20 protein-coding genes and 2 tRNA genes are annotated in these 24,324 nt (G+C 70.7%); 7 read left to right on the top strand and 15 right to left on the bottom strand.

The window, feature by feature from the left end:
- Window positions 1–75 precede the first annotated feature (75 nt).
- Together ACQF4J_RS36935 and ACQF4J_RS36930 are read left to right on the top strand one after the other, a co-directional pair.
- Window positions 76–2,274 (top strand): elongation factor G-like protein EF-G2, encoded by a 2,199-nt coding sequence (locus ACQF4J_RS36935; RefSeq protein ID WP_351580786.1) that lies wholly within the window; start codon window positions 76–78, stop codon window positions 2,272–2,274.
- A 295-nt stretch (window positions 2,275–2,569) separates the two neighbouring features.
- A complete protein-coding gene (locus ACQF4J_RS36930) occupies window positions 2,570–4,231 on the top strand; it encodes a hypothetical protein (RefSeq protein ID WP_351580783.1) in 1,662 nt (553 codons plus the stop codon).
- A gap of 142 nt (window positions 4,232–4,373) precedes the next feature.
- On the opposite strand, the gene ACQF4J_RS36925 is transcribed toward ACQF4J_RS36930, so the two are convergent.
- Window positions 4,374–4,934 (bottom strand): HIT family protein, encoded by a 561-nt coding sequence (locus ACQF4J_RS36925; protein WP_351580780.1) that lies wholly within the window; start codon window positions 4,932–4,934, stop codon window positions 4,374–4,376.
- A gap of 67 nt (window positions 4,935–5,001) precedes the next feature.
- Between ACQF4J_RS36925 and ACQF4J_RS36920 the strand changes: the two genes are divergently transcribed.
- Window positions 5,002–5,658 carry a potassium channel family protein gene (locus ACQF4J_RS36920; protein WP_351580777.1) on the top strand — a complete coding sequence of 219 codons (657 nt, stop codon included), beginning with the start codon at window positions 5,002–5,004 and terminating at the stop codon, window positions 5,656–5,658.
- Between the two features lie 32 nt (window positions 5,659–5,690).
- Here ACQF4J_RS36920 and thrS read toward each other — a convergent pair whose 3' ends face one another.
- From thrS to ACQF4J_RS36905, 3 genes are all read right to left on the bottom strand, one after another.
- Entirely contained in the window at window positions 5,691–7,667 is a 1,977-nt protein-coding gene (thrS, locus tag ACQF4J_RS36915) for a threonine--tRNA ligase (protein WP_351580774.1), read from the bottom strand.
- A 110-nt stretch (window positions 7,668–7,777) separates the two neighbouring features.
- Window positions 7,778–9,013 (bottom strand): hypothetical protein, encoded by a 1,236-nt coding sequence (locus ACQF4J_RS36910; protein WP_351580771.1) that lies wholly within the window; start codon window positions 9,011–9,013, stop codon window positions 7,778–7,780.
- Window positions 9,010–9,576, bottom strand: coding sequence for a DUF4365 domain-containing protein (locus ACQF4J_RS36905; protein ID WP_351580764.1), 567 nt, complete (start codon window positions 9,574–9,576; stop codon window positions 9,010–9,012). The genes ACQF4J_RS36910 and ACQF4J_RS36905 overlap by 4 nt, the downstream gene beginning before the upstream one ends.
- A gap of 169 nt (window positions 9,577–9,745) precedes the next feature.
- Between ACQF4J_RS36905 and ACQF4J_RS36900 the strand changes: the two genes are divergently transcribed.
- Window positions 9,746–10,471: a 3'-5' exonuclease gene (locus ACQF4J_RS36900; protein WP_351802533.1), complete on the top strand. Its 726-nt coding sequence runs from the start codon at window positions 9,746–9,748 to the stop codon at window positions 10,469–10,471.
- 38 nt (window positions 10,472–10,509) lie between these two features.
- Here ACQF4J_RS36900 and ACQF4J_RS36895 read toward each other — a convergent pair.
- Both ACQF4J_RS36895 and ACQF4J_RS36890 read right to left on the bottom strand, forming a co-directional pair.
- Window positions 10,510–10,581: transfer RNA gene (locus ACQF4J_RS36895), tRNA-Val, on the bottom strand.
- A gap of 39 nt (window positions 10,582–10,620) precedes the next feature.
- Window positions 10,621–11,067 carry an SRPBCC family protein gene (locus ACQF4J_RS36890; protein WP_351580758.1) on the bottom strand — a complete coding sequence of 149 codons (447 nt, stop codon included), beginning with the start codon at window positions 11,065–11,067 and terminating at the stop codon, window positions 10,621–10,623.
- Between the two features lie 66 nt (window positions 11,068–11,133).
- On the opposite strand from ACQF4J_RS36890, the gene ACQF4J_RS36885 reads away from it, so the two are divergent.
- Window positions 11,134–13,575 (top strand): SCO7613 C-terminal domain-containing membrane protein, encoded by a 2,442-nt coding sequence (locus ACQF4J_RS36885; protein WP_427167746.1) that lies wholly within the window; start codon window positions 11,134–11,136, stop codon window positions 13,573–13,575.
- Window positions 13,576–13,658: 83 nt separating this feature from the next.
- Here the strand turns inward: ACQF4J_RS36885 and ACQF4J_RS36880 are convergent, their stop codons facing one another.
- From ACQF4J_RS36880 to ACQF4J_RS36850, 7 genes are all read right to left on the bottom strand, one after another.
- Entirely contained in the window at window positions 13,659–16,394 is a 2,736-nt protein-coding gene (locus ACQF4J_RS36880) for a Tat pathway signal sequence domain protein (RefSeq protein WP_427167745.1), read from the bottom strand.
- 115 nt (window positions 16,395–16,509) lie between these two features.
- A complete protein-coding gene (locus tag ACQF4J_RS36875; protein ID WP_351581581.1) occupies window positions 16,510–17,100 on the bottom strand; it encodes a hypothetical protein in 591 nt (196 codons plus the stop codon).
- A gap of 10 nt (window positions 17,101–17,110) precedes the next feature.
- Window positions 17,111–17,998 carry a carbohydrate ABC transporter permease gene (locus ACQF4J_RS36870; protein WP_351581579.1) on the bottom strand — a complete coding sequence of 296 codons (888 nt, stop codon included), beginning with the start codon at window positions 17,996–17,998 and terminating at the stop codon, window positions 17,111–17,113.
- Window positions 17,995–18,951 carry a carbohydrate ABC transporter permease gene (locus tag ACQF4J_RS36865; protein ID WP_351581578.1) on the bottom strand — a complete coding sequence of 319 codons (957 nt, stop codon included), beginning with the start codon at window positions 18,949–18,951 and terminating at the stop codon, window positions 17,995–17,997. The genes ACQF4J_RS36870 and ACQF4J_RS36865 overlap by 4 nt, the downstream gene beginning before the upstream one ends.
- Before the next feature lie 32 nt (window positions 18,952–18,983).
- Entirely contained in the window at window positions 18,984–20,273 is a 1,290-nt protein-coding gene (locus ACQF4J_RS36860; RefSeq protein WP_427167743.1) for an ABC transporter substrate-binding protein, read from the bottom strand.
- A 1,145-nt stretch (window positions 20,274–21,418) separates the two neighbouring features.
- Window positions 21,419–21,490: transfer RNA gene (locus ACQF4J_RS36855), tRNA-Val, on the bottom strand.
- 57 nt (window positions 21,491–21,547) lie between these two features.
- The gene (locus ACQF4J_RS36850; protein ID WP_351581574.1) at window positions 21,548–22,027 is read right to left on the bottom strand and encodes a TIGR02611 family protein; all 480 of its coding nucleotides are present in this window, start codon (window positions 22,025–22,027) and stop codon (window positions 21,548–21,550) included.
- Between the two features lie 201 nt (window positions 22,028–22,228).
- Here ACQF4J_RS36850 and ACQF4J_RS36845 point away from each other — a divergent pair, with 201 nt between their 5' ends.
- Both ACQF4J_RS36845 and ACQF4J_RS36840 read left to right on the top strand, forming a co-directional pair.
- Complete coding sequence (locus tag ACQF4J_RS36845; RefSeq protein WP_004002642.1) at window positions 22,229–22,642, top strand: SsgA family sporulation/cell division regulator; 414 nt, start codon at window positions 22,229–22,231, stop codon at window positions 22,640–22,642.
- A 286-nt stretch (window positions 22,643–22,928) separates the two neighbouring features.
- Window positions 22,929–23,489 carry a CGNR zinc finger domain-containing protein gene (locus ACQF4J_RS36840; protein ID WP_351581572.1) on the top strand — a complete coding sequence of 187 codons (561 nt, stop codon included), beginning with the start codon at window positions 22,929–22,931 and terminating at the stop codon, window positions 23,487–23,489.
- Window positions 23,490–23,559: 70 nt separating this feature from the next.
- Here ACQF4J_RS36840 and ACQF4J_RS36835 read toward each other — a convergent pair whose 3' ends face one another.
- Both ACQF4J_RS36835 and ACQF4J_RS36830 read right to left on the bottom strand, forming a co-directional pair.
- A complete protein-coding gene (locus ACQF4J_RS36835; RefSeq protein WP_174267277.1) occupies window positions 23,560–23,712 on the bottom strand; it encodes a hypothetical protein in 153 nt (50 codons plus the stop codon).
- Between the two features lie 154 nt (window positions 23,713–23,866).
- Entirely contained in the window at window positions 23,867–24,319 is a 453-nt protein-coding gene (locus ACQF4J_RS36830; RefSeq protein ID WP_351581570.1) for a hypothetical protein, read from the bottom strand.
- Window positions 24,320–24,324 lie beyond the last annotated feature (5 nt).

Genomic DNA, 24,324 nt, shown 5'->3' with positions numbered 1-24,324 from the left:
CATCGGAGCCGTCACCGCACGCGGCCCCGTACGCCCGCGCCCACAGTGACCTCACCGTGCACGGGAGGCAGGATCATGGGCGACAAGGCGAACGCACACCCCGGAGCCGCCGGCAGGGCAACAGCGGCCGACCACCCCGCGTCCGTACGGAATGTGGTGCTGGTCGGCCACTCCGGATCGGGCAAGACGACGTTGGTGGAGGCCCTCGCGCTGACAGCGGGGGCGGTGAACCGGGCGGGCCGCGTGGAGGACGGCGGCACCGTCTCCGACTACGACGAGATCGAGCACCGGCAGAATCGTTCGGTGCAGCTCTCCCTGGTGCCGGTCGAATGGGACGGCATCAAGATCAACCTTCTGGACACCCCCGGATACGCCGACTTCGTCGGTGAGCTCAGGGCCGGTCTGCGAGCGGCGGACGCGGCCCTTTTCGTCGTCTCCGCCTCCGACGGCGTGGACGGCTCGACGCGCATGGTCTGGGAGGAGTGCGCGGCCGTCGGCATGCCCCGGGCGATCGTCGTGACGCACCTGGAGGCCGCCCGGGCGGACTTCGAGGAGATGACGCGCACCTGCGCGGAGGCCTTCGGCGGCGACGACCCCGACGCCGTGCTCCCGCTCTACACGCCGCTGCACGGCCCCCAGGGTCCCGACGGGCACGCGCCCGTGACGGGCCTGGTCGGGCTGCTGTCGCAGAAACTGTTCGACTACTCGACCGGCGAGCGCAAGGAGTCGGAGCCGGGCGAGGACCAGCTGCCGCAGATCGAGGAGGCCCGCAACCGGCTGATCGAGGGGATCATCTCGGAGAGCGAGGACGAGACCCTCATGGACCGCTACCTGGGCGGCGAGCAGATCGACGTCAAGACGCTCATCGACGACCTGGAGCGGGCCGTCGCACGCGGGGTGTTCTTCCCGGTCCTGGCCGCCGCACCCGCGGCCGAGGGTTCCAGGCAGGGGCTGGGCACGGTCGAACTGCTGGAACTGGTCACGGGCGGCTTCCCGACGCCGTTCGAGCACCCCACTCCCGGGGTGACGACCATCGACGGCAAACCGCGCGAGATCAAGGCCTGCGACACCGAGGGCCCGCTGGTCGCCGAGGTCGTCAAGACGGCGTCCGACCCCTACGTCGGCCGGGTCTCCCTGGTCCGCGTCTTCTCCGGCACCCTGCGCCCCGACGAGACGGTGCACGTCTCCGGGCACGGACTGGCCGACCGCGGCCACGAGGACCACGACGTCGACGAGCGCATCGGCGCGCTGTCCACACCGTTCGGCAAGCAGCAGCGCCCCGTGACGCACGCCATCGCCGGCGACCTGGTGTGCGTGGCCAAGCTGGGCCGCGCGGAGACCGGCGACACGCTCTCGGCCAAGGACGACCCGCTCCTGATGGAGCCGTGGGAGATGCCCGACCCGCTGCTGCCGCTCGCCATCGAGGCGCACAGCAAGGCGGACGAGGACAAGCTCTCGCAGGGGCTGTCCCGGCTGGTCGCCGAGGACCCGACGATGCGGCTCGAACAGAACCAGGACACCCACCAGGTGGTCCTGTGGTGCCTGGGCGAGGCACACGCGGACGTGGCGCTGGAGAGGCTGCGCAGCCGCTACGGCGTCCAGGTCGACGTCGTACCGCACAGGGTCTCCCTGCGGGAGACGTTCGCGGGCAAGTCCGGCGGGCGCGGCCGGCATGTGAAGCAGTCCGGCGGGCACGGGCAGTTCGCCATCTGCGAGATCGAGGTGGAGCCGCTGCCCGGTGGCTCGGGCATCGAGTTCGTGGACAAGGTGGTCGGCGGCGCGGTGCCGCGGCAGTTCATCCCGTCGGTCGAGAAGGGCGTACGGGCCCAGGCGGCCAAGGGAGTCGCGGCCGGCTATCCGCTGATCGACGTCCGGGTGACGCTGCTCGACGGCAAGGCGCACTCCGTGGACTCCTCTGACGCCGCTTTCCAGACGGCGGGCGCGCTGGCGCTGCGGGAGGCCGCGGCCGACGTGAAGATCCACCTGCTGGAGCCGGTCGCCGAGGTGAGCGTGCTGGTCGGCGACGACTACGTGGGCGCCGTGATGAGCGACCTGTCCGGGCGGCGGGGCCGGGTGCTGGGCACGGAACAGACCAGCGGCGGCCGCACCGTCGTACGGGCCGAGGTGCCCGAGATCGAGATCGGGCGGTACGCCGTGGACCTGCGCTCCCTCTCGCACGGCACCGCGCGCTTCAACCGTTCCTACGCGCGGCACGAGCCGATGCCGCCGCAGATCGCGGAAAGGATTCGTGAAGAGGCGCGACAGGCCTCGTAGTTGACACCGGGTGCTCCGCAAGTGGCGTGCGGGGGCACGCGGACGGCTTTCGCGGAAGGCTCCCCTCCGCGTCGGCGGGCGGCTTCGGCCGTCCGCCGACGATTGTCGGTGGCTGCGGATACGCTGATGACAAGCTGATCAAGTTTCCGCGGGAGCGTTCGTCGGATCGACTCGTCGTCGAATCAACTCGTGGTCGAATCAACACATCTGCGCGATGACCTGATCAACAGGTGTGCGGAGCAAGGAAGTCGGGAAGAGCCGCAGAGGCGGTATCGGGCGGCGATCGGGGGCGGGAATGACCGTTGAGAGCGGCTACGGGGACATCTTCGGTCCGCAGGTGCCGCGCACGGGCGACGAGAGCCAGACGGCGACGTTCGCGCTGGCCTCCGCGGCCTACCGGGACAACCCGGTGGTGGACATCAAGAAGGCCGACAACGAGTGGCACCAGACCGAGGTCAAACCGGGGCGCTCCTGGGCGGCGATATTCCGGCCCAACCTGGGCGAGGCCTTCTCCCGGGCGATCGTCGACCGCATGCTGAGCCCGGGCCGCAAGCCCCTCATCCAGTCCTTCGGTTCCGAGCCGCAGGTCGCCGTGGAGCACGCCCTCGCGGCGAACAACATCCGCAAGGCCCGCGACCAGATGCTGTCCATCGTGATGGTGCTCTGCGGGCTGCTGTTCCTGCCCGGCCTGCTCGTCTGGCTGCTGGTCTTCCAGATCCGCATGGCGGTCTCCCGCACCGCGGACCGGCGGGCGGGCGCGATGGGCACGACGCTCCTGGTGGCCGTCGGCGCCCTCGCGGTGATCTTCCTGATCCGCATGCCGTTCACCGGATTCTGGGCCTGGTACGCGCGTGCGTGCGTCGTCATGCCCGTCATCGGCTGGTTCTGGGCCAAGCAGATCTGCGAGCGCACGGCGAAGGACCTGCGCGGGCGCTGGGACAGCCTCCTCGCCGGCAGCAGCATCGGCGCCAAGGTGCCCGAGGCGGTGCCCACCAGCCCCGGTGAGACGAAGGCGGACGCGCTGCGCCAGTCGCTCGCCAAGCTCGCCGCCGAGCAGCAGTCCAACTCCGTGTTCTACGCCGGGCCCAAGGGCATCCTCGGCATGGGCACGCGCTGGGGCAGCTGGCAGCTCGCCGAGGACCTGGTGCCGGCCGACCCCAGCCGCGAGATCCACCCCTTCCGCAGCTGGGACGTGATCAGGGCGATCCACGACGACCTGCGCATGCTGGAGCGGAACACCATCAACACCGGCGGTTTCCCGACCCCGTCCGTACGGCACTGGATCGTCACGCCGATCGCGGAGGGCGCGAAGGCCGTCTCCCGGCCCGAGGGCACGGACGTGGACGCCTTCCAGGTCAAGTCGCACGCCATACAGGACATCTGCAACAAGCAGCAGTTCGGCGCCGGCGACCGGCACTACCTGGGCGTGCAGTGGACGCTGTGGGACGGCCAGCTGGTCATCACCATGATGATCACGGTGACCGTGCTGCACCAGACGCTGCGCATCGAGGTCACCGGCCATGCGCTGGGCCCCGTCAACGGCCTGTTCACCAGCAAGCCCGAGGCGCCGTCCAAGGAGGTCCAGAAGTCGTTCAAGCCGTGGGAGACCCGCAAGGTGGCGCTTCCGCTGGTCAACACCGACGAGGTCGTACGGCTGACCGTGCGCGCCCCGCTGTCCTGGTACCCGCCGCTGCTGAACTGGCTCGGCGGCACGATAGCCCTGCCCGAGCCGTTCGGTCTGCGGCACGCGTGGGCCGATCAGCCCTGGCGGCACCGCTTCATGGCCGACGACGCGCTCCGCGCGGCCACGCCGGTGCTGCGGGTGGTGCACTCGGCGGCGATACGGGTGCTGCAGGAGAACGGCGTGGACACGGAGAAGTTCGGCACGAGGTCGGCGTTCCTGAGCACGCAGGTGCAGGATCCGACGCCGCGGAAGGCCGACGTGTACGACGCGTAGACCTCCGGCGGTTCGGCTGGATCTCGGTGCGGGTGAGTGGGGGTGCGCGTTTCTGGGGGCTGCGCCCCCAGGCCCCCTTTCGGCCTGCGGCCTCGTCCTCGAACGCCGGACGGGCTGGATCATTGTGCCGGAGTGGCTGTGATCAGGCCGTCGGCCACGCGTCCGCCAGCATCTTCCTGGTGTCCGCCAGGAGCTGGGGCAGTACCCGGGTGTGGCCCACCACGGGCATGAAGTTCGTGTCGCCGCCCCAGCGGGGCACGATGTGCTGGTGGAGGTGGGCCGCGATGCCGGCGCCCGCGACCGTGCCCTGGTTCATGCCGATGTTGAAGCCGTGGGCGCCCGAGGCCGTGCGCAGGGCCGTCATCGCCTGCTTGGTGAGGGCGGCGAGCTCGCTCGTCTCGGCGTCCGTGAGGTCCGTGTAGTCGGCGACGTGACGGTAGGGGACGACCATGAGGTGGCCGCCGTTGTAGGGGTAGAGGTTGAGGACGGCGTAGACCTGCTCGCCGCGCCTGACGATCAGCCCGTCCTCGTCGGACTTGGCCGGGATGGAGCAGAAGGGGCAGCCGTCGTCGGCCCCGGGGCCGGTCGGCTTGTTCTCGCCCTGGATGTAGGCCATCCGATGGGGCGTCCACAGACGCTGGAAGGCGTCCTGGGTGCCCACTCCCCACTGCTGCTCCGGCTCACTCGTCATGCAGTGCAGCATATGGCGTCGCCCGTTCGCGGCGTGTCGGCGGGGTTGTGGGAAAAGGCCGCCGCGACAAGCTGGGCTCGTGGACGATGACACTCGCAGAGAGCGCTGGGAGCAGCGCACCGAGCTGCCGCTCGCCGTCGCGTCGCTGGTCTTTCTCGGCTCCTACGCGGTCCGCGTCCTGGCGCCGGGTCTGACGGACCCGCTGCAGGCTCTGGCCCTCGCGGTGATGCTGGCCTCCTGGGCGCTGTTCGCCCTCAATTACGCGGTGCTGTGGCGCCTGAGCGGGCAGGGGCTGCGCTTCGTGCGCAAGCATCCCCTGGACGCCGTGGTGGTGATCCTGCCGCTGCTGCGCCCCCTGCGGGTCGTCAAGGTCTACGAGGCCGTCCAGCGCCGGCACGGCAAACCCCGGCTGGCGCTGCACGCGCGCGTGATCGCCTACTCGGGGCTCGCCACCGTACTGCTCGGCTTCGCCGGCGCCCTCGCCGTCTACCAGCAGGAGCGCGGGGCGCCGGGCACGTCCATGAAGTCGTTCGGGGACGCGGTCTGGTGGGCCTGCGCCACGCTCAGCACCGTCGGCTACGGCGACATCACCCCGGTGACACCGCTGGGCCGGCTGATCGCGGTCGGCATGATGGCCGTCGGCCTGGCCCTGCTGGGTGCGGTGACCGGCACCTTCGCCTCCTGGCTGCTGCAGGTGTTCGCGCGGGAGGACGACCAGAGGCCCCCGGGAAGCTGAGCTCCCCGGGGGCCTCCGAGTCAGACGGACGGTCAGACCTGCGTCCGCTCCTCCACGACCTTCACGATCTTCGCGATGGCCTCGTCGAACGGGATGCCGTTCTCCTGCGAGCCGTCGCGGTAGCGGAAGGACACCGAGTTGTTGGACATGTCCTCGTCGCCCGCGATGACCATGAAGGGCACCTTCTGCTTCTGGGCGTTGCGGATCTTCTTCTGCATGCGGTCGGAGGAGGAGTCCACCTCGACGCGCAGACCCTTCTTCTTCGCCTCGGCTGCGAACTTCTCCAGGTACTCCACGTGCCCGTCGCCGATCGGGATGCCGACCGCCTGCACCGGGGCCAGCCAGGCCGGGAAGGCGCCCGCGTAGTGCTCCAGGAGCACCGCGAAGAACCGCTCGATGGAACCGAACAGGGCGCGGTGGATCATGACCGGGCGCTGCTTGGAGCCGTCCGGGCCGGTGTACTCCAGGTCGAAGCGCTCGGGGAGGTTGAAGTCCAGCTGGATCGTCGACATCTGCCAGGTGCGGCCGATGGCGTCCTTGGTCTGCACGGAGATCTTCGGACCGTAGAAGGCGGCGCCGCCCGGGTCGGGCACGAGCGGCAGGCCCTGCTTCTCGGCGACCTGGCGGAGGGTCTCCGTGGCCTCCTCCCAGGCCTCGTCGGAGCCGACGAACTTCTCCGGGTCCTTGGTCGACAGCTCCAGGTAGAAGTCGGTCAGGCCGTAGTCGCGCAGCAGGCCGAGGACGAAGGTGAGCGTCTTGTCGAGCTCCTCCGACATCTGCTCGCGGGTGCAGTAGATGTGCGCGTCGTCCTGGGTGAAGCCCCGCGCGCGGGTGAGGCCGTGCACGACGCCCGACTTCTCGTACCGGTACACGGTCCCGAACTCGAAGAGGCGCAGCGGCAGTTCACGGTACGAGCGGCCGCGCGCGTCGAAGATCAGGTTGTGCATCGGGCAGTTCATGGGCTTGAGGTAGTAGTCCACGCCCTCGTCGAGCTGCATGGGCGGGTACATACCGTCGGCGTACCAGTCCAGGTGCCCGGACGTCTCGAAGAGCTTCCCCTTCGTCGCGTGCGGGGTGTAGACGAACTCGTAGCCCTCCTCCTCGTGCCGGCGGCGCGAGTAGTCCTCCATCACGCGGCGGATGATGCCGCCCTTGGGGTGGAAGACGGCGAGGCCGGAGCCGATCTGCTCCGGGACGGAGAACAGGTCGAGTTCGCTGCCCAGCTTGCGGTGGTCGCGCTTCTCGGCCTCGGCGAGGAAGTCGAGGTAGCCCTTCAGCTCGTCCTTGGACGGCCAGGCGGTGCCGTAGATGCGCTGGAGCGTGGGGTTCTTCTCGCTGCCGCGCCAGTAGGCGGCCGCGTTGCGCATCAGCTTGAACGCCGGGATGAGACGGGTGGAGGGCAGGTGCGGACCGCGGCAGAGGTCCTTCCAGCACAGGTCGCCCGTCTTGGCGTCCAGGTTGTCGTAGATCGTCAGCTCGCCGGCGCCGACCTCGACGTCCGCGCCGTCGTCGCTGGAGGCGGAGCCCTTCAGGCCGATCAGTTCCAGCTTGTACGGCTCGTTCGCCAGCTCCTCACGGGCCGCCTCGTCGGTCACCACACGGCGCGAGAAGCGCTGCCCGCGCTTCTGGATCTCCTGCATCTTCTTCTCGATGGCCTTGAGATCCTCGGGCGTGAACGGCTTCTCCACGTCGAAGTCGTAGTAGAAGCCGTCCTTGACGGGCGGGCCGATGCCCAGCTTGGCCTCGGGGAAGAGCTCCTGCACGGCCTGCGCCATGACGTGCGCGGTGGAGTGGCGCAGGATGTTCAGGCCGTCCTCGGAGGAGAGCTCGACACCCTCGACGGTCTCGCCGTCCCGGACCTCGTACGCGAGGTCCTTCAGCTCCCCGGCCACGCGCGCGGCGATGATCGAGCGCTCGCCGGCGAAGAGCTCGGCGGCCGTAGTGCCCGTCGTCACCACGCGCTCTTCCCGCTCGGAATCGCGTTGGATGATCACACGGACGTCTGACACCGGTCTCTCCTGACTGAAGGTGGGTGCGGCGCCATACCAGGAGCGCGCGCAATAGGGGATCGTACCGACCCCGACCCTCCGACCGCGAAACGGTCACCGGCGCAGGGCGCTCAGTCGCCCTCCTCGCCGCCGCACGCCTCCTCGAAGAAGTCGAGGTTCTCGTGCAGCGACTTCATCAGCCGGTCCCGCTCCGCGTCGTCCACCTGTACCGGTACGACACCCTCGGCGCCGGTCAGCCGCCGGAAGCCGCCCCGGCTCTCCAGCCGCCCGCGCACCCGCACCGGCAGTCCCACGAGGTGGGCGTGCCCGGCGATGCGGTAGTCCTCCTCGTCCAGGGTGATGCGGACGTGCGGTATGTCGGCGCCGGCGAGCACCCGCAGCCGTACGCTGCCCTCGCCGCGCGGCCCCGACCTGCGCATCCGTATCACGGCTCCGGTGACGTGGACCGGCACGGACGGCTCGTCGCGCAGGAAGCGGGCGCCGGCCTCGCGCAGCGCGGGCAGGTCGCCCGGCGAGAACTCCACGGGCTCGACGCCCGCCACGCAGTCCTCGGGCACCCCGGCGGCGGGCGCCCACTCGACGGCGATCCGGGCGCCCTCGGTGCCGCGCACGAGGGCGATCAGCGCCTCGGTGAGCTCGCGGCTGACGCCCGCCTCCACGGCTCCGTCGAAGGCGTCCATGCCGCCGGTGGCCCGTTGGTAGTCGACGGCCTCCCGGGCCGCGTACAGGGCCTGCTGGAGGCGTACGGCGAGAGGCCGGCCGGCGCCGACGGGCACGAAGGCGGTCAGCCGGCCGCCGCCGGTCGCGGGGCCGACGAGGACGCTCTCCAGCAGGGCGGCGGCGGCACGGCGGTGCCGGGCGCCGTAGTAGCCGGCACGCGCACGCGTGGCGAGCGCGGCGGCGAGCAGCATCTGGCGGGCGGCGGAGCGCAGCCGCTCCTCGACCACCCAGGACGCGGCGTCGGCGGGACCGGCGGGGACGTCGCGCCACCAGCGGATCTCGTCGCTGGGCACGGCGAGGCCGACCAGGACCTCCCGGGCGGCGGGGGTGCCGCTGCGGGTCAGGGCGACGAGCGCCTCGCCGAGCAGGTCGTCGCTGTCGGGAAAGGCGCGGCTCTCGGGCACGAGGAGGCTCGTGCCGCTGCCGCCGGGCCCGGGCGGGGTCCAGCGGCCGTAGCGTCCGGCGGCGCCGCCGCGGCGCTGCCAGCCGTGCCGGTGCAGCAGGGCGCCGAGCACGGCGGGGTCGACCTCGCCGGGGTCGGGCGGACGCTGCCAGGCCACGGCGGCGATGTCGTCGGGATGCGGCCGCACCGGCCGGGTCGGCTCCTCCAGGGGGCGGTGCGTCATGGTCTGCCTCCCGTCCCGACCCGCGTCATGATCTCGCACAGCGCCCGGTCGTCGAAGATGCGTGAGGTCGGAATGCGGACGGTGGTGCGGGTGCGCCCGGTGACGGGGTGGCCGGCGAGGTTGACCCAGTAGCAGCAGTGCCGCAGGTCGAGGCGGTCGTGGCTGGCCCTGAGCCAGTCGTCCTGGGTTCTCGGGACGAGCATCACGACGAGGATCTTGTGCACGGAGACCGGGGTGCGCGCCAGCTTGCGCAGATGGTCGTTGTCGAGCGTGAAGGAGAAGAAGCGGCCCGGTGGGTTCGGCGGGACCTGGTAGGTGCACTTCAGCTGCACCTTGATGGTCACCTCGTCGTCGACGGTGTGCCCGGGCGAGCCGTGACTGACGTGCCAGTCGATGCCGTTGTCCGGGAACGGCTGCGACAGCGAGCAGCCGGCCGCCGCGGCCACGGCGTGCAGATAGCCGACCTGCAGTGTCTCCATGCACGCGGTGGTGGCGAGTGTGCCGCGAAGGGGGCCCGCGCGCTCGGGCAGCAGCCCGCCCCGCTCGGGCTGCGCTATCGCCATGACCAAACAGCCTTCCAAGCCAAGTGATTCCCCGTGGCGGGCCGCTGAACTGCAAAGACCCGTACTCCTGTTGTGTCCTTCCGGCGTAGTGCGCAAACAGCCCGGGTATCACCAAACAGGCAGAAGACGGGACGTCAGCTGCCAGGGGTGATGGAGGAGTTGGGTAGGCATGACGTGCTGGTACGAGGGGCCCCTCGCGGCCTTCGACACGGAGACAACGGGCGTCGACGTGGAGACCGACCGCATCGTGTCGGCCGCCGTCGTCGTCCAGGACGCGCCGGGCAGCCGGCCCCGGGTGACCCGTTGGCTGGTCAACCCGGGTGTGCCGGTGCCCGAGGCGGCGACGGCGGTGCACGGTCTGACGGACGAACACCTGCAGCGCAACGGCCGCTGGCCGGCGCCGGTGGTGTACGAGATAGCGGAGGCGCTGGCCGAACAGGCGGCGATGAACCGCCCGTTGGTCGTGATGAACGCGCCCTTCGACCTGACGCTGCTGGACCGCGAGCTGCGCCGGCACCGCGCCTCGTCGCTGGACCGCTGGCTGCAGGCGTCGACGCTGCGGGTCCTGGACCCGCGGGTACTGGACAAGCACCTCGACCGCTATCGCAAGGGCCGGCGCACCCTGACGGACCTCTGCGCGCACTACGAGGTGACGCTGGAGGGCGCGCACGACGCGGCCGCGGACGCGCTGGCCGCGCTGGACGTCGTACGGGCGCTCGGGCGCCGTTTCGCGGCCCGGCTGGAGCGTCTCTCCCCCGCCGAGCTGCACTCCCTGCAGGCGACCTGGCACGCGGCGCAGGCGCGCGGGCTGCAGGCGTGGTTCGCGCGCAGTGGCACCGACGAGATCGTGGACACCTCGTGGCCGCTGCGTCCGGACCTGCCGGCAGCGGCATGAAAAAAGCCGGTCCGCTGCTGCGGACCGGCCTCTCCCGGTGGGCGATACTGGGTTCGAACCAGTGACCTCTTCGGTGTGAACGAAGCGCTCTCCCACTGAGCTAATCGCCCGGGAACGCACTGAACCATACAGGTCTCCACGGGTTTCCTTCAAACCGCTTCCAGGTGGGCGGCCAGTCCACGCCGTCCGGAGCGCATCATGATCCGGTGGTTGGCCCGGAACACCGGCCGCCCCGGCATCGCGAACCGCCTGAGCAGGGGCTTGTTCACGTCGACGACCTGCTCGTAGCGGGCGAGGGTCACGGCGCCGTCCGCCGTGAGCATCCAGCGCGCCCAGCCGTCGAGGTCGCCGGTCATGGCGATCTCCAGGACGCCGGCCCCGGGGTCGCGGCGTGTCTCGCGCGCGGTGAACCGCAGGTCGTACGGGAGGACGGAGCGGATCCGGATGATGCCGCTGGTGTCGTCGAGCCGGGTCACCTCGCGGATCTGCGGCCACCACCGGGGGTAGTCCTCGGCCCGCTCCAGCGTCTCGTACACGACGGCGGGCGGCGCGGTCAGCCGCCACAGGCTGCGGAAGCGATAGTGCGACCAGTCCATGGGGCGAGTCTGCCCGCACCGGGCGCTTTCGTGCCGGATCTGAGTAGCCCCTGAGTACCGGCACTCATGTCGTGGGGCGTGACCGGGACCACACTTCGTGGCATGACGCATGTTCCGCCACCGGCCGAGGAGTTGCGGCTCCTCGACGCAGAGTTGTGGCAGCTCGACAACCGCCGGGCCCAGCTGCTCGCCCGCCGCGCCTGGCTGGTCGCGGCCCTGCAGGCGGTGCCGCAGCCGCCCCGCGCCCCGGTGCCGCACGCCATGGCGGCCCGCCCCGAGACGGACGCTCCGCGCGTACAGAACGTGCTCCTCCTTCTCGGCGGTGTGCTGCTCACCGTCGCCGCCATGGTGTTCACGCTGGTCAGCTGGGGACATCTGGGGATCGCCGGGCGCGCCGCGGTGCTCGGCGTGCTCACGCTCGCCGTCCTCGCGGCGCCGGTGCCGCTCCTGCGGCGCGGGCTGCGCTCGACGGCCGAGTCGGTGGCCGGGCTCGGGCTGGCGCTGACGGCGCTGGACGCGTACGCCCTGCACGAGACCGTGTTCGCGGGAGCGGACGGCACGGCCTACGCGGCGGCCGCCACCGCCACACTGGCGGTGCTGTGGGGGGCGTACGGCCTGCTGCCGCGCACGGCCGCCCTGCGACTGCCGGTCCCGGCCGCCGTGGCGGCCGCCCAACTCCCGCTGCTGCTCTGGGCTCTGGCCGCGGAAACCGGACCGTACGGCTGCGCCGCCGCGCTGCTGGTGACGGCCGGACTCGACACGGCGGCGGTCCTCCGCCCGACCTCCTCGTCCCCGAGGCCCGTACGCCTCACCGCCGTCGTCGGCGCGTACGGCACGGGCGGCTGGGGCATCCTGACGGCCGGCCTGCTCTCCTTGACCGCAGCCGGCCCGAGCGCCGCCGCCCGTGCGGCGGCGCTCCTCCTCCTCGCGGCGGGCATCGCGGTGGGCACGTCGTGGCGCCTTGCGACGCGCGGTGGGGCAGACACCGAGGGCGAGGGTGTCGGTGATTCTGCAGGGGCCGTCGGTCATGCGTTGGCCGGGGCGCTCCTCCTGGTGTCGGCCGGGGGTGGCGTGCTGCGGGTTCTGCTGCCCGGAGAGTGGGCGGTGCCGGGGTATCTGGCCTGCGGTGTCGCGTTGCTGGCGGTGTTGCGGGGGCCGCTGCCGACGGCCGTCCGGCGAGGGTGCGTGTGGGCCTCCGGTGTCGTGCAGGCGGTCGCCGCCTTCTGTGCGCTGCCCCTGGTCGGCGTCGCTCTCCTCGGTCCGCTGGGCTGGGCGCGCGAGCCCTGGGCCGGTGTTCCCTCGGACGCGCGGGCGGCGGTGACCGTCCACACACCCTGGCCGGCCTTCCCGACCCACATGCTCCTCGCCCCCGCGGTCGTGGCCGTCGTACTCGCGCTGCTGGTGCGTGACACGACGTGGCGGCCGAGGGCGCTGACCGGCGCGACGGTCCTCGCGTGGGCGACCGTGATGACGGTGCCGTCCGCCTTCGAACTGCCTTATCCGGTCGCGCTGTCGGTGCCGGGACTCCTCACCGCCGCCGCCCTCGCGGCAGCCGCCGCCCGCCCGCATCCCTGGATCGCGTTCGCCGTGGGCACCTCCGTCCCCCTCGTCTTCCTCGCCCTTGCCTCCCAGGCGGCCACCCTCGCCGTGCTGTCGGCCCTGACCGCGCTGTTCGCGACGGCGTCCCTGCGGCCGCGGCTGACGCCGGTGACCGCGCCGGCCGCCCTCGTCCTCGCCACCGCGCTGGCCTGCGCGACGGGCGCGGCGGCGGACTGGGCCCCGCAGCACACGGCCCTGCTGGTCCTCGCGGTGCCGACGGCCGCGGCCCTGCTCGCCGCACGCCTGGGCGACCGCCGGGCCACCGTGCCGGTCGAGGCGTCCGGCATCGCCGCCGCGCTGCTCGCGATCGGTCTCGCGGTTCCGGACCGGCCGATGCTCGCGCTGGTGCTGGCTCTGTGCGGGGTGCTCGCCGCCGGCACGGCCGTGCGCCCGGACCGGCGTCCCGTCGGCTACGCGGCCGCCGCCCTCTTCGTCCTGGCCGCCTGGGTGCGGCTCGCGGCATGGGACGTCGGCACGGTGGAGGCGTACACCCTGCCGGTGACCGTCCCGGCGCTGGTCGTGGGCGTGATGCGCAGGCGCCGCGATCCCCGGGCCTCGTCCTGGACGGCGTACGGTCCCGGCCTCGCCACCACGCTCCTGCCGAGCCTCGCCGCGGCCTGGGCCGACCCCCACTGGGTGCGTCCCCTCCTGCTGGCCGCCGCGGCCCTGCTGACCACCCTGCTCGGCGCCCGGCACCGGCTCCAGGCCCCGCTCGTGCTCGGCGGCTCGGTCCTGGTCCTGGACGCCCTGCACGAACTGGCGCCCTACCTGGTCCAGTTGACCGGCGCCCTCCCCCGCTGGGCCCCCTTCGCCCTGGCCGGCCTCCTCCTGCTCACCCTGGGCGCCACCTACGAACGCCGCTTGAGCCAGGCCCGCCAACTCCGCGATTTCCTGGGAGGCATGCACTGAAGCACGCCCCGAGAGGGGCGCGGGGAACTGCGGGACCGGCCACAACGGTCCCGCAGTTCCCCACCACCATGCCCGCGACGGCGCTACGGCATCTTGTCTCCCAGCAGCGCCAGGTTCTCGATCGCGGCGAGCCCGTACAACGCGGTGTCGTTCGACGACACCCAACTCGCCTCACTGCCCGCGACCAACGCCATGGGCCCGCTCACCTCCTCCGTCTTCCACGGCGAGGACTCCGTGTACCCGTCGGAGCCGTAGAACTTCGTCCACGCCCGCTTCGCCAGCGCGGCGTCCCCCGTCTGCACGGCGGCGTACGCGTCCAGCCGCGAATGCCCCTGGAAGAGCAGGAGCGTGCCGAAGTCGGAGCCGTAACGGGCCTTCTGTTCCGCCTTGGTGGCGTTGAAGTACCGGCAGTAGTCGAAATAGGCGTCGCTGAACTTCGGCATGTCGACCAGATGGATCAGCTCGGCGCACAGCTCGTTGAGGCCGAAGACCGCGGACAGGTGGGACACCGACACCACGGGCGTCGAGGCGACCGCGAACCTGCCGGTGTCGAGGTCGTACAGCCCGCTGCCCTGCACGAAACCGTTGGGCTGGGCGGCGATGCCCTCCATCGTCGACAGCACGCGCGCCTTGGCCTTCTCCCACTTGGGGCCCTTGCGCTCCCACTCGGTCAGCCAGGCGGACACCAGCCCGCTCCAGTCCGTGCCGAAGCCGATGGACAGGGCGTGCCGGTCGGGCGTGTAGGGATCGGTGCGCACCTTGCGCAGCGGGTCGAGGACGAGGAAGGTCTCGTCGGAGTCGACGTTGGCGTGCATGAGGTCGCCGACCCGTTCGTCGGCGGTGAGGAAGTAGTAGAAGCGCCGGTACGTGGTGTTGGCGATGCGCTGCTGCTTGGCGCTGTCGGCGTAGTGCTGGACGCCGTGTCGCGTGCCCAGGCCCGCCCACTTGCCGAGGTGGTAGACGTCGACCTCACCGGTGTGCCGGGTCATGGCCTCGGCGAAGCGGAAGATGTCCGCCCGGCCGCTTCGCAGATACGCGTACCAGAGCCACAGGTCGGGCGACAGCTCGGAGTTGTCCCAGGCGTAGCCGCCGATGTCGTAGCGCCACACGTGCCGCACGGTGTCGTACGTGTGCATGATGTCGCCGTAGTCCCAGAAGCCGTACCAACGGCGTTGCTCCACCTGGTCCTTGTAGTAGGTGAAGAGGAAGTCGAGGTGGTCCTCGATCTTCGCCTTGGCGGGTGTGGAGCGGTCCGGCTCGGAGTACAGGCCGGGGCCGAAGACCTTGGCCCTGATGAGCTGCCTGGGCGGGGCGACGAGCTGCGGCAACGTCCGTACGGCCGCCACCTGTTGGGCGAGGGCGTCCGCGGAGGGGGTCGACTCGTTGGCCCAGAACAGCATTTCCGAGGTGCGGGCGATGCCGTAGGGGGTGCCGAACTCGGGCTCGTAGTCCTCGTAGGTGATGTTGAGGCCTTCGAGCTGCTCGGCGTAGGTGTCCTGGCCCATGCCGTCGTGGTAGAAGCGCAGGTCCATGGGCTGCGCCTCGGGCGACCAGAGCCAGAGGGTCACCTCGGCCTCGTCGGTGTGGGCGTCGCGGATGTCGAGCTGGGCGGGGTGCCTCTCCCAGAAGTCCCTGAGTCCGAAGGAGAGTCCGCCGCTAGCGCCGCCGACGTACCCGAAGCCGGAGGCGCGCTTGCCGCCGCCGGCGCCGATCCAGCCGTACCCCTTCTTGGTGCGCTTGCGCAGGGTGAAGCCGTCGGCGGAGAGCTGGGCGAGGGTGTAGTCGCCCCACTCCGGGATGTACTGCAGCCGGGTCGTGACCCGCTGGTCCCAGGTGGAGGGGTCGGGGAGTCTCTGCCCCGCGTACTGGGCGGCCTGCACGGCGGCGCCCGGGTCGCGGCGCAGGCCGGTGATGCCCTTGACGGCCTCCCGGAGCAGGCCCTTGCCCTCACCTCCGATGCGGATGTGCCGGTCGTAGGCCTCGTCCCGCATGGGCACGGAGAAGCGCACGCCCAGCCCGCGGATGAAGTCGCCGCTCGCCTTGCCGGGTTCCTGCGTTCCGTCGTAGGTGATGGTGTGGACCATGCGGAAGGAGTCGGCGCCGGCGTAGAAGTACAGGCGGATGGAGAACGGCAGCCAACTCCGGTTGCCCTTGCGGTGCTTGCCGTCGATGCGGACGACCGCGCGGACCGGCCCGTCCTGCTCGACCGTCACCTCGCCGATGGCGCCGTCGAAGCGCTCGGTCCTGACGGTGCCCTGGTCCTCGTCCTCGATCTCCGGCTGGCGGATGAGCACGAGCCGGCCGTTCCTGGCGATCTCGGTCGAGCCGCGCCGGACCGACTTGACGAGGGTGGAGCCGTCCTTGCCGATCTTCACGGTGATGACGCCGGTGGAGACGTCGACCGTCCCGCCGCTCCTGTCGACGGTGACCTTCTTGTCGGGGGCGGCCGCGTCACCGGCGGCGAGGGTGAGCTTGCCGGAGCCCGAACCGACGGCGTGGGCGGTCCACTTGAGGGATCCGTCGGGCCAGTACGCGAGCGGCCAGCTCTGCACGGGGACGGCCTTGCCGTCGGCGTCCGTGAGCGCGAAGGTCTGGTCGGCCTCGTACACGCCCTTCGGCCAGGGGACGCCGACCGTGGAGCCCGGCGCGGCGCCGAGGCCGCCGTCCTCCAGCCAGTCCAGGGTCACCGGATCGGCGTCGGCGCCCTCGGCTCTCGGCGCGGCCTGCGCGTCCTTGGCGCCCAGCGCCCAGCTGAACTGCGCGGCGGCTCCGGCGACGGCGGCCGCCTTGAGGAGGGACCTGCGGGGGATGGGAGACATGAGGCTTCAGCCTTTCCTTTCCGTGCGGGAAGCGTGCGTTCCTTGCAGCTGGTCAGGGGCATGACAGAGCGAGGTGCGGCGCCGGGGCGCCGACCGGGTGCGCGGGCACCGCCCGTCAGCGGTGCCGGTACCGCTCCTCCACGGCGACGGCGGCCGCCGCGACGGCCCCCAGGACGGGGACCGCCAGCGGCGCGACGAACCAGGCGGACAGGGCCACCAACGCCAGTCCGCCGATGAGCAGGAAGGATCCGGCGGGATCGAGGACGGTACGGCGGCCGGCGGCTCCGAGCAGGGCCCGCCAGCTCTCGCCCGGTGTCCAGACCGCCGCCGCCCGCAGCCCGGCGACGGCGCCGCCGATCAGCGCGAACAGGCCGACGGCCCCGACGAGCGGCCCGCCGGGAATCCCGGCGCGTACGGCCTGGACGTCCACCCAGATCACCGCCGTCGCGACCCAGCCGCCGAGCCCGACGGCCCAGCCGCCGCGCACGGCCGTGCGGAAGTCGTCCGCGAACTCCCGCCAGCCGCCGCCCCGGTGCGCGGTGCGCCGCCGCAGATGCCGTGCGCCGGCCGCGAACGCCGCCGGGTAGGTGACCACGCCGAGCGAGGCCACCGCGATCCACACCCCGGTGAGCAGGCACTCGGCGAACACGGCGAACCGCTCGGCGAGGACGGACTCCTTACGTGCCTTCACGCGTGCCTGGGCCATGGTGACCGCCTCAGCCCTTCAGTCCGGAGGTCGCCATTCCGTCGATCAGATAGCGCTGGAAGGCGAGGAAGAACAGCAGGACGGGCAGGAGCGCCACCAGGGACATCGCGATGAGGCCGCCGTAGTTGGCGGCGACGCCGTCGGAGTCGCGGAACATCATCATGCCGAGGGAGACGGTGTACTTGCCGGGCTCGTTGAGGTAGATCAGCGGGCCCATGAAGTCGTTCCAGGCGTTGATGAAGGTGAAGATGGCGCTGGTGATGAGCGCCGGCCGGCACAGCGGCAGCACGATCGACCAGTAGATGCGCAGATGGCCGCAGCCGTCGATCCGCGCCGCCTCGTCCAGTTCCCTCGGCAGGTTGCGCATGAACTGCACCATCAGGAAGACGAAGAAGGCCTCGGTGGCCAGGTACTTGCCCAGCAGCAGCGGCACGTAGGTGTTGATGAGCTCCAGCTTCTGGAACATCACGTACTGCGGGATGAGCAGCACGTGGTACGGCAGCAGGAGCGTGCCGATCATCAGGGAGAACAGCAGGTTCCGGCCGGCGAACCTGATCTTGGCGAAGGCGTACGCGGTGAGCGAGCAGGAGATGAGGATGCCGACGACGGCCCCGCCCGCGTAGAACAGGGAGTTCTGGAAGAAGGTCCAGATGGAGATGTCGGCTATGCCGTCGGCCAGGCCCTTGAAGTTGCCGAGGATCGGGTGGGACGGGAACAGCTGCAGGCTGTTGATGATGTCCTTGCTCGGCTTGAACGACGCGCCGATGACCCACAGCACGGGGTACAGGATGACCGCGAGGATCAGCAGCGCCCCGAGGTGCCAGGCCAGGGAGCCGGTCCGTCTGCGGCCCAGGACCAGGGGTTTCGTGGCGGCGGGCTCTGTCGTGGTCGCGCTCATCGGGCGCCCTCCTCGTAGTGCACCCACTTCTTCTGCGACCAGAACAGGACGGCGGTCACCAGCGCGACGGCGAGCAGCAGCATCCAGGCCATCGCGGAGGCGAAGCCCATCTGGGCGTTCTTGAAGCCCTGCTGGTAGAGGTAGCAGGTGTAGACGAGCGTGGCGTCGGCCGGGCCGCAGTAGGTGTTGGAGACGACGTAGGCCGAGCCGAAGATCTGGAAGGAGTGGATGGTCTCCAGCAGGACGTTGAAGAACAGCACCGGGGAGATCATCGGGAGCGTGATGCTCCAGAACTTGCGCAGGGCCCCCGCGCCGTCCAGTTCGGCGGCCTCGTAGAGCTCCCTCGGCACCTGCTTGAGACCGGCCAGGAAGATGACCATGGGGGCGCCGAACTGCCAGACGGTCAGTGCGACCAGGCAGTACAGGATCCAGTCGGGGTTGCCGACCCAGCCGCCGGCGTGGATGCCGACGGCGGACAGGGCGCGGTCCACGATGGCGTTGTCGGAGAAGATCGACCGCCAGACGAAGGCCACGGAGACGCTCGCGCCGATGAGCGAGGGGGCGTAGAAGGCGGCCCGGTAGAAGGCCTGGCCCCGGCGGCTCTGCGCGAGCAGGAGGGCGACCCCGAGCGCGAGCAGCAGCTTGAGCGGAGTGCCGATGATGACGTACTTGGCGGTCACCTCGACCGACTTCTGCCACCGCGGGTCGTCGAACATCTTGGTGAAGTTGTCGAGACCCACCCACTTCGGGGTGTTGAAGAGGTTGTAGTCGGTGAACGCGAAGTAGAGCGAGGCGGCCATGGGGCCCGCGGTCAGGAGCAGGAAGCCCGCGATCCACGGGGACATGAAGAGATAGCCGGCCAGGTTCTCCCGGCGGCCCCGCCGCTTCTCGGCGGCGGGGGCGACTGAACGGACCTTGCGGGCGGTGGGCGGTGAGTCCTTGACGAGCGTCACGGTGCTTCCCAATCGGTTCCGGTGCGGTCCGGTCAGGCCTGGAAGGCGGCCTGCGACTCGTCGAAGAACTGCTTCACCGCGTCGGCGACCTTGACCTTGCCCAGGCCCAGGTCGCCGCCGATGCGCAGGAAGGAGGCCTCGATGGTGTCGGCGCCGGAGGGGTGCGGGGTGATCGTGCCGAGGACGCCCGCCTTCGCGGTGTCGGCCTCGTACTGCGCGATCTCCTTGTTGACGGCGTCCGTCGGCTTGAACGCGTCGTACTGCTCGGTGGAGGCGAGGATGCCCCGGTCGTAGCCCATGATCTTGCCGACCTCGGGGTCGTGGACCATGAAGTCGATGAACTGGGCGACCTCCTTGGGGTGCTGGGTGCGCGCTGACGCGCTCAGCATCAGGGAGGCGAGGTACTGGCCGGTGTGCTTGCCGTCCGTCGTCGGGATCGGGGCGAGGCCGTACTCGCTGTCGCCCTCGGCCGTGTAGCGGACGGTGAAGTTGTCCCAGGTGAACTCCGAGGCGCCGTGCCCGGCGGAGAGAGACGACTTGGGCCGGTCCTGCGCGACGATCTTCGGGCTGGTGATGATGCCGGCCTTCGTCCGGTTGTAGCCGTCCTGCCACCACTCCGTCAGGTCGGCCTTGTCGAAGCCGAGTCCGTCCTTGGTGTAGAACGCCTTCCCGTTCTGGCGCAGGTACAGGTCGTACAGGTACATGATGCTGAAGTAGCCGGTGTCCCCGGGGACCTTGGTCTTGTCGTAGACGGTCTTCAGGGCCTTGAAGTAGTCGTCCCACGTCCAGCCGGCCGCCGGTTCGACGCCCGCCTTCCGGAAGACCTTCTTGTCGATGACCAGCGCCATGGTGTTGGAGCCGACAGGAACGCCGAGCTGCTTGCCGTCTACCTCGCCGACCTTGGTGACGCCCGCACGGAAGTTGTCGAGGCTGAGATTGCCCGCGTCGATCTGCGACTTCAGGTCGAGCAGAACACTTCTCTTGTCGTACTTCCGAAGGAATGTGACGGCGTTTTGGAAAACGTCCGGGGGATTTCCGCCGGAGGCCTGTGTCTGGAACTTCTCCCAGAAAGACACGTAGTCCTGGAAGTCCGTCTTCACCTTGATCTTCGGATACTTCTTCTCGAAGAGCTTGATGGTCTGGTTGATCTTCTTGGCCCGCTCGTCGGCACCCCACCACGAGTAACGGATCGTCACCGTCCCGTCGGCCGAGGTGCCGCTGTCGCCTCCGCACCCCGTCGTCGCGGCCAGCCCCAGCGCGGCCGCGCCGGCCCCCGCGGCCTTGAGGATCGTACGCCTCTCAACATTCCTGCTGGTTCCCACAGTCGGGCCCTCCCCGGCATCGTCGCCGCATGCATGAATCGTTTCAAGTAAGCGCTTGCTGGCACAAGTTACGGAGGGGCTCGGAGTGCGTCAATGATTCGGACAGGAATTTCTCGGGGGGTTCGCGGGAGGGCGGGTGACGGAGGAGGGCCGCTCGGCGCGAGCCGCGGAGTGAATGTGCAGGTCGGAGGCGTACGGTCCGGAGGGCGGACGGTTGGCGGGGGTGGGAGGGGTGTCGGTGTGCGGCTGAAAGTTGTTCGGTCGGTGGGGAGTTGACGGGGCGTCTGGCGGTGGGGGGCGGGGGTGCGGTCGGTGTGTGGTCGAACGGGGGGCGGTGGGTGGGGGTGTGGCTGACGGGGATGGTGTCGGGGTGGTGGGGGTGTGGCTGACGGGGGTGGTGTCGGGGTGGTGGGGCTACGACTGACGGGGGTGCTGTCGGGCCGGTGGGCAATGACCGACGGGAGTGCTCTCGGGTCGGTAGGGCATGGCTGACGGGGATGGTGTCGGGCTGGTGGGCCGGCGGGGATCGAGCCCCGCGCATGCGCTGGGGAAGTCTCCTGCGGAGGGCGGACAGCCGCTTGGGCGGAGTGGACGAGCCGCGCTCCAGAGTCGAGCCCACGGCCGAGCGGGCCGCAATGCCGTCCCGCTGCGCGGGCGCACTCCCGCCGCCACCGGACGTCCGGCGCGCCCAAAGAGGCCCCGGGCGCCCACGCGCGGGCACAGCCCAACGCATCCCCGCCGAACCCGCAGACGCCCCAGCCCAGCGCGCATCCGCCGAACCAGCAGACGCCCCAGCCCAGCGCATCCCCCGAACCAGCAGACACCCCCGCCCAGCGCATCCCCCGAACCAGCAGACGCCTCACCCTCCTGCACACGCCCGGCTCACGCTCAACGCCCCGCACGCCTCGCACGCGGGCGCCGTCGACCACGGCTGCATCGGACCGGCACGGCGCACCCCATGCCCCACGCCCCGCACGCGAGCGCCGTGAGGCACGACTGCACGACTCCCCCGCCCGCCCCGCACCCGAGCACCGTCGAACACGCCCCCCGAGCCCAACAGCCCCAGCCTGCCGAACAGCCGCCCCCACCCCCGCAACACAACAGCGGCCCACCTGCACTGATGCAGATGGGCCGCTGTTTCCGGGTGGGCGATACTGGGTTCGAACCAGTGACCTCTTCGGTGTGAACGAAGCGCTCTCCCACTGAGCTAATCGCCCGGGCGCAGGAAGAACATTACCCCATGTCAGGCGGCGCCCCGCACCCTCTTGTGAAGATCACTGATCCTCGATCTTCCAGGGCATCACGACGCCGAACTTCCACAGGTAGACGCCGACCAGCACGCCGACGATCACGAGCCCGACGGCGGTCAGCGTGATGTTGCGCCGCCGCACCCTGGGGTCGAGGGCCCGCTGGGCCGCTTCCGTGACTTTGCGCTTGGTCCAGCGGAGCACCAGCTGGGCCCAGACGAACTCGGTCGCCCAGATGGCCATACCGCCGAAGATCACGACCCAGCCCGGACCGGGCAGCGGCAGCATGACGACGCCTGCGGCGACGACCGCGAGCCCGACGACGAAGACGCCGACCTGCCAGCTCAGATGCAGTGCGCGGCGCCGCTTGATGAACCCCGGCGCCCTCGATCCGAGCCCCTGTCCGTCCCGCACCTCGTCCGCCTCGGTACCGCCCGCTTCGGACGCGCCCGACGCCACGGCGACCTCGCCGCCCGCCCGGCCTGTCCGGTTACTCCCCGTATCCATACGCCCAAACTTTACCTTACTTTACTGACCGGAAACCAGTCACCAGAATGGCCGTACCGTACGAAGGAGCTCTCGGCCGGAAGAGTTACGTAAACGCACGCAAAACACTCAGAGGGGTTTACAACGGCACCGTAGGTGGCATGTCGATTTCGCCGACGTGCGAATCCCCGAGCGCACACTGAGCGAAAGGCCCTGGCGCTTATGAACACCACGGTCAGCTGCGAGCTGCACCTGCGCCTCGTTGTGTCGAGCGAGTCCTCCCTGCCTGTCCCCGCAGGACTGCGGTACGACACGGCCGACCCCTACGCCGTGCACGCCACCTTCCACACCGGAGCCGAGGAGACCGTCGAGTGGGTGTTCGCCCGCGACCTCCTCGCGGAAGGCCTGCACCGCCCGACCGGCACCGGCGACGTCCGTGTCTGGCCGTCACGCAGTCACGGTCAGGGCGTCGTGTGCATCGCCCTCAGCTCCCCGGAGGGCGAGGCCCTGCTGGAAGCCCCGGCGCGGGCTCTGGAGTCCTTCCTGAAGCGGACGGATGCCGCCGTGCCTCCCGGCACGGAACACCGGCACTTCGATCTCGATCAGGAGCTCTCGCACATCCTGGCGGAGAGCTAGGCCGAGAGCACACCAAGCCGCCCGGCGCCGTCGACTCGGGGAGACGGCTCGGGCCGGAACAACCGCATAGGGCTCACGCCGACGCCGTCCCGTTCGTCACGGGACGGCGTCGGCGTGTCCGCGTCCGCTCCCTCCCGTCAGAGGGGCGCGCCCACCCCTCTCCCGCCCGCGGAGCACGGTGTACGGCTTCGCGTGACGGGCGGGACCGGTCCGTGGGCCCCGAGACGCATTACCATCGGCCAGCATCGGCGGGCGTGTGCCCGACCCCCAGGCCAGGGAGCGAAACGTGCTGATCACCCACGACACCCGGTGCGCCCTCGACACCGTGGTCGATCTGGTGAACACCGCGCCGGAGGACGACACGACGCCGGACGCGCTGCCGGACGTCCCGGCTCTCGAGGAGTTCGTACAAAACCACGAGATCAGTGATGTCGGTGTGCTGTCGGAGTTCGACCTCTCGGCGGTGCGCAAGATCCGCGGCCGGTTCGCCTCGGTGTTCGCCTCGCCCGACGCCCGCAGCGCCGCCGTACTGATCAATGAACTGGTGGCCGCGGCGGGCACCACTCCCCGCCTGACGGACCACGACGGTTACGACTGGCATGTGCACTACTTCGCGCCGGGCGCCTCCGTCGCCGACCACCTGGCGGCCGACTGCGGGATGGCGCTCGCCTTCTTCGTGGTGGCCGGGGAACAGGAGCGGCTGCGCCGCTGCGAGGCGCCCGACTGCCGGCGTGCCTTCGTCGATCTCTCCCGGAACCGGTCGCGGCGGTACTGCGACAGCCGTACCTGCGGCAACCGCCTGCATGTGGCCGCCTACCGGGCGCGGCGCAAGGAGGCTGCGGGCTGAGGCGGCCGGCGGCGGTCCGGCGATGTCGACGTGGTCCCCGACGGGTGACGCCGGGGACCACGGGTACGGCTCAGAGCAGCAGCAGATCGTGCAGCGCAGCCATGAGCAGCAGACACCCGATCACCGCAAGGAAGATCATCAGCGGTGGCTGGGAAAGGGCGAAGAGGCATCCGCGCGGCTCGTCCTTGGGCGGCGCGGTATCGCTTGGTGTCGTGTCCAGCATCTCGCGGCGATGATGGCGTAAACAGCACCCTCGGCGCGATCAACACACCCGAAATGACCGGGAGTTCGCCGGATCCCGTGACGTCCCGTTTCGGGCGTGATCACTTACGGACGACACATTGGTCCACTGTGACGTTTCAGGCGTCATGCGCAGGTCATATGCCGTGCTTCTTCAGGATGGCCTCGATGTCGCTGAAGTCGTCCGCGGAGTCGCCGCGCGGCGCGGCCGTCGGCCGGGTCGAGGCGCGCGTGCCCGCACCCAGGGAGGGTGCGGAGGCGGCGGGAGCCGTCGGGGCCACGGCCGCGCGCCGTTCGGCCGCCCTGGCCTCCTTGCGCTCCTTGCGGGTCCCGCCCCGGCGGCGCTCCACCGCGCGCGTGGTGGAGAACAGCAGCCAGGAGACGCCGAGCACGGCGAAGCCGGCCCAGGCGGTCACACTGAAGGCGGTGTCCGCCAGCCACTTGACGACCCCGGTCATCACCAGGCCCAGGGGCACCAGCGAGTAGGCGGCGATGCGCGCTGCCGCGAGGAACCGCTTGCGGTAGGCGGTGACCGCCGCGATGCCCAGGCCGGCCGCGGCCACGGCGGAACAGACTGTCTCGGCGATCATCCGGT

This window comes from Streptomyces sp. C1-1, assembly GCF_050214755.1.
Classification (GTDB): domain Bacteria; phylum Actinomycetota; class Actinomycetes; order Streptomycetales; family Streptomycetaceae; genus Streptomyces.
This window is presented reverse-complemented; position numbering and strand designations above follow the sequence as displayed.

Coding starts and splice junctions, on each gene's coding strand:
- ACQF4J_RS36910 (WP_351580771.1), bottom strand. CDS start 9,013: ATGACGCACCGCCCCCTGGAGGAGCCGACCCGGCCGGTGCGGCCGCAT.
- ACQF4J_RS36935 (WP_351580786.1), top strand. CDS start 76: ATGGGCGACAAGGCGAACGCACACCCCGGAGCCGCCGGCAGGGCAACA.
- ACQF4J_RS36930 (WP_351580783.1), top strand. CDS start 2,570: ATGACCGTTGAGAGCGGCTACGGGGACATCTTCGGTCCGCAGGTGCCG.
- ACQF4J_RS36890 (WP_351580758.1), bottom strand. CDS start 11,067: ATGGACTGGTCGCACTATCGCTTCCGCAGCCTGTGGCGGCTGACCGCG.
- ACQF4J_RS36925 (WP_351580780.1), bottom strand. CDS start 4,934: ATGCTGCACTGCATGACGAGTGAGCCGGAGCAGCAGTGGGGAGTGGGC.
- ACQF4J_RS36900 (WP_351802533.1), top strand. CDS start 9,746: ATGACGTGCTGGTACGAGGGGCCCCTCGCGGCCTTCGACACGGAGACA.
- ACQF4J_RS36875 (WP_351581581.1), bottom strand. CDS start 17,100: ATGGCCCAGGCACGCGTGAAGGCACGTAAGGAGTCCGTCCTCGCCGAG.
- ACQF4J_RS36845 (WP_004002642.1), top strand. CDS start 22,229: ATGAACACCACGGTCAGCTGCGAGCTGCACCTGCGCCTCGTTGTGTCG.
- ACQF4J_RS36885 (WP_427167746.1), top strand. CDS start 11,134: ATGTCGTGGGGCGTGACCGGGACCACACTTCGTGGCATGACGCATGTT.
- ACQF4J_RS36880 (WP_427167745.1), bottom strand. CDS start 16,394: ATGTCTCCCATCCCCCGCAGGTCCCTCCTCAAGGCGGCCGCCGTCGCC.
- ACQF4J_RS36835 (WP_174267277.1), bottom strand. CDS start 23,712: ATGCTGGACACGACACCAAGCGATACCGCGCCGCCCAAGGACGAGCCG.
- ACQF4J_RS36905 (WP_351580764.1), bottom strand. CDS start 9,576: ATGGCGATAGCGCAGCCCGAGCGGGGCGGGCTGCTGCCCGAGCGCGCG.
- ACQF4J_RS36830 (WP_351581570.1), bottom strand. CDS start 24,319: ATGATCGCCGAGACAGTCTGTTCCGCCGTGGCCGCGGCCGGCCTGGGC.
- ACQF4J_RS36850 (WP_351581574.1), bottom strand. CDS start 22,027: ATGGATACGGGGAGTAACCGGACAGGCCGGGCGGGCGGCGAGGTCGCC.
- ACQF4J_RS36870 (WP_351581579.1), bottom strand. CDS start 17,998: ATGAGCGCGACCACGACAGAGCCCGCCGCCACGAAACCCCTGGTCCTG.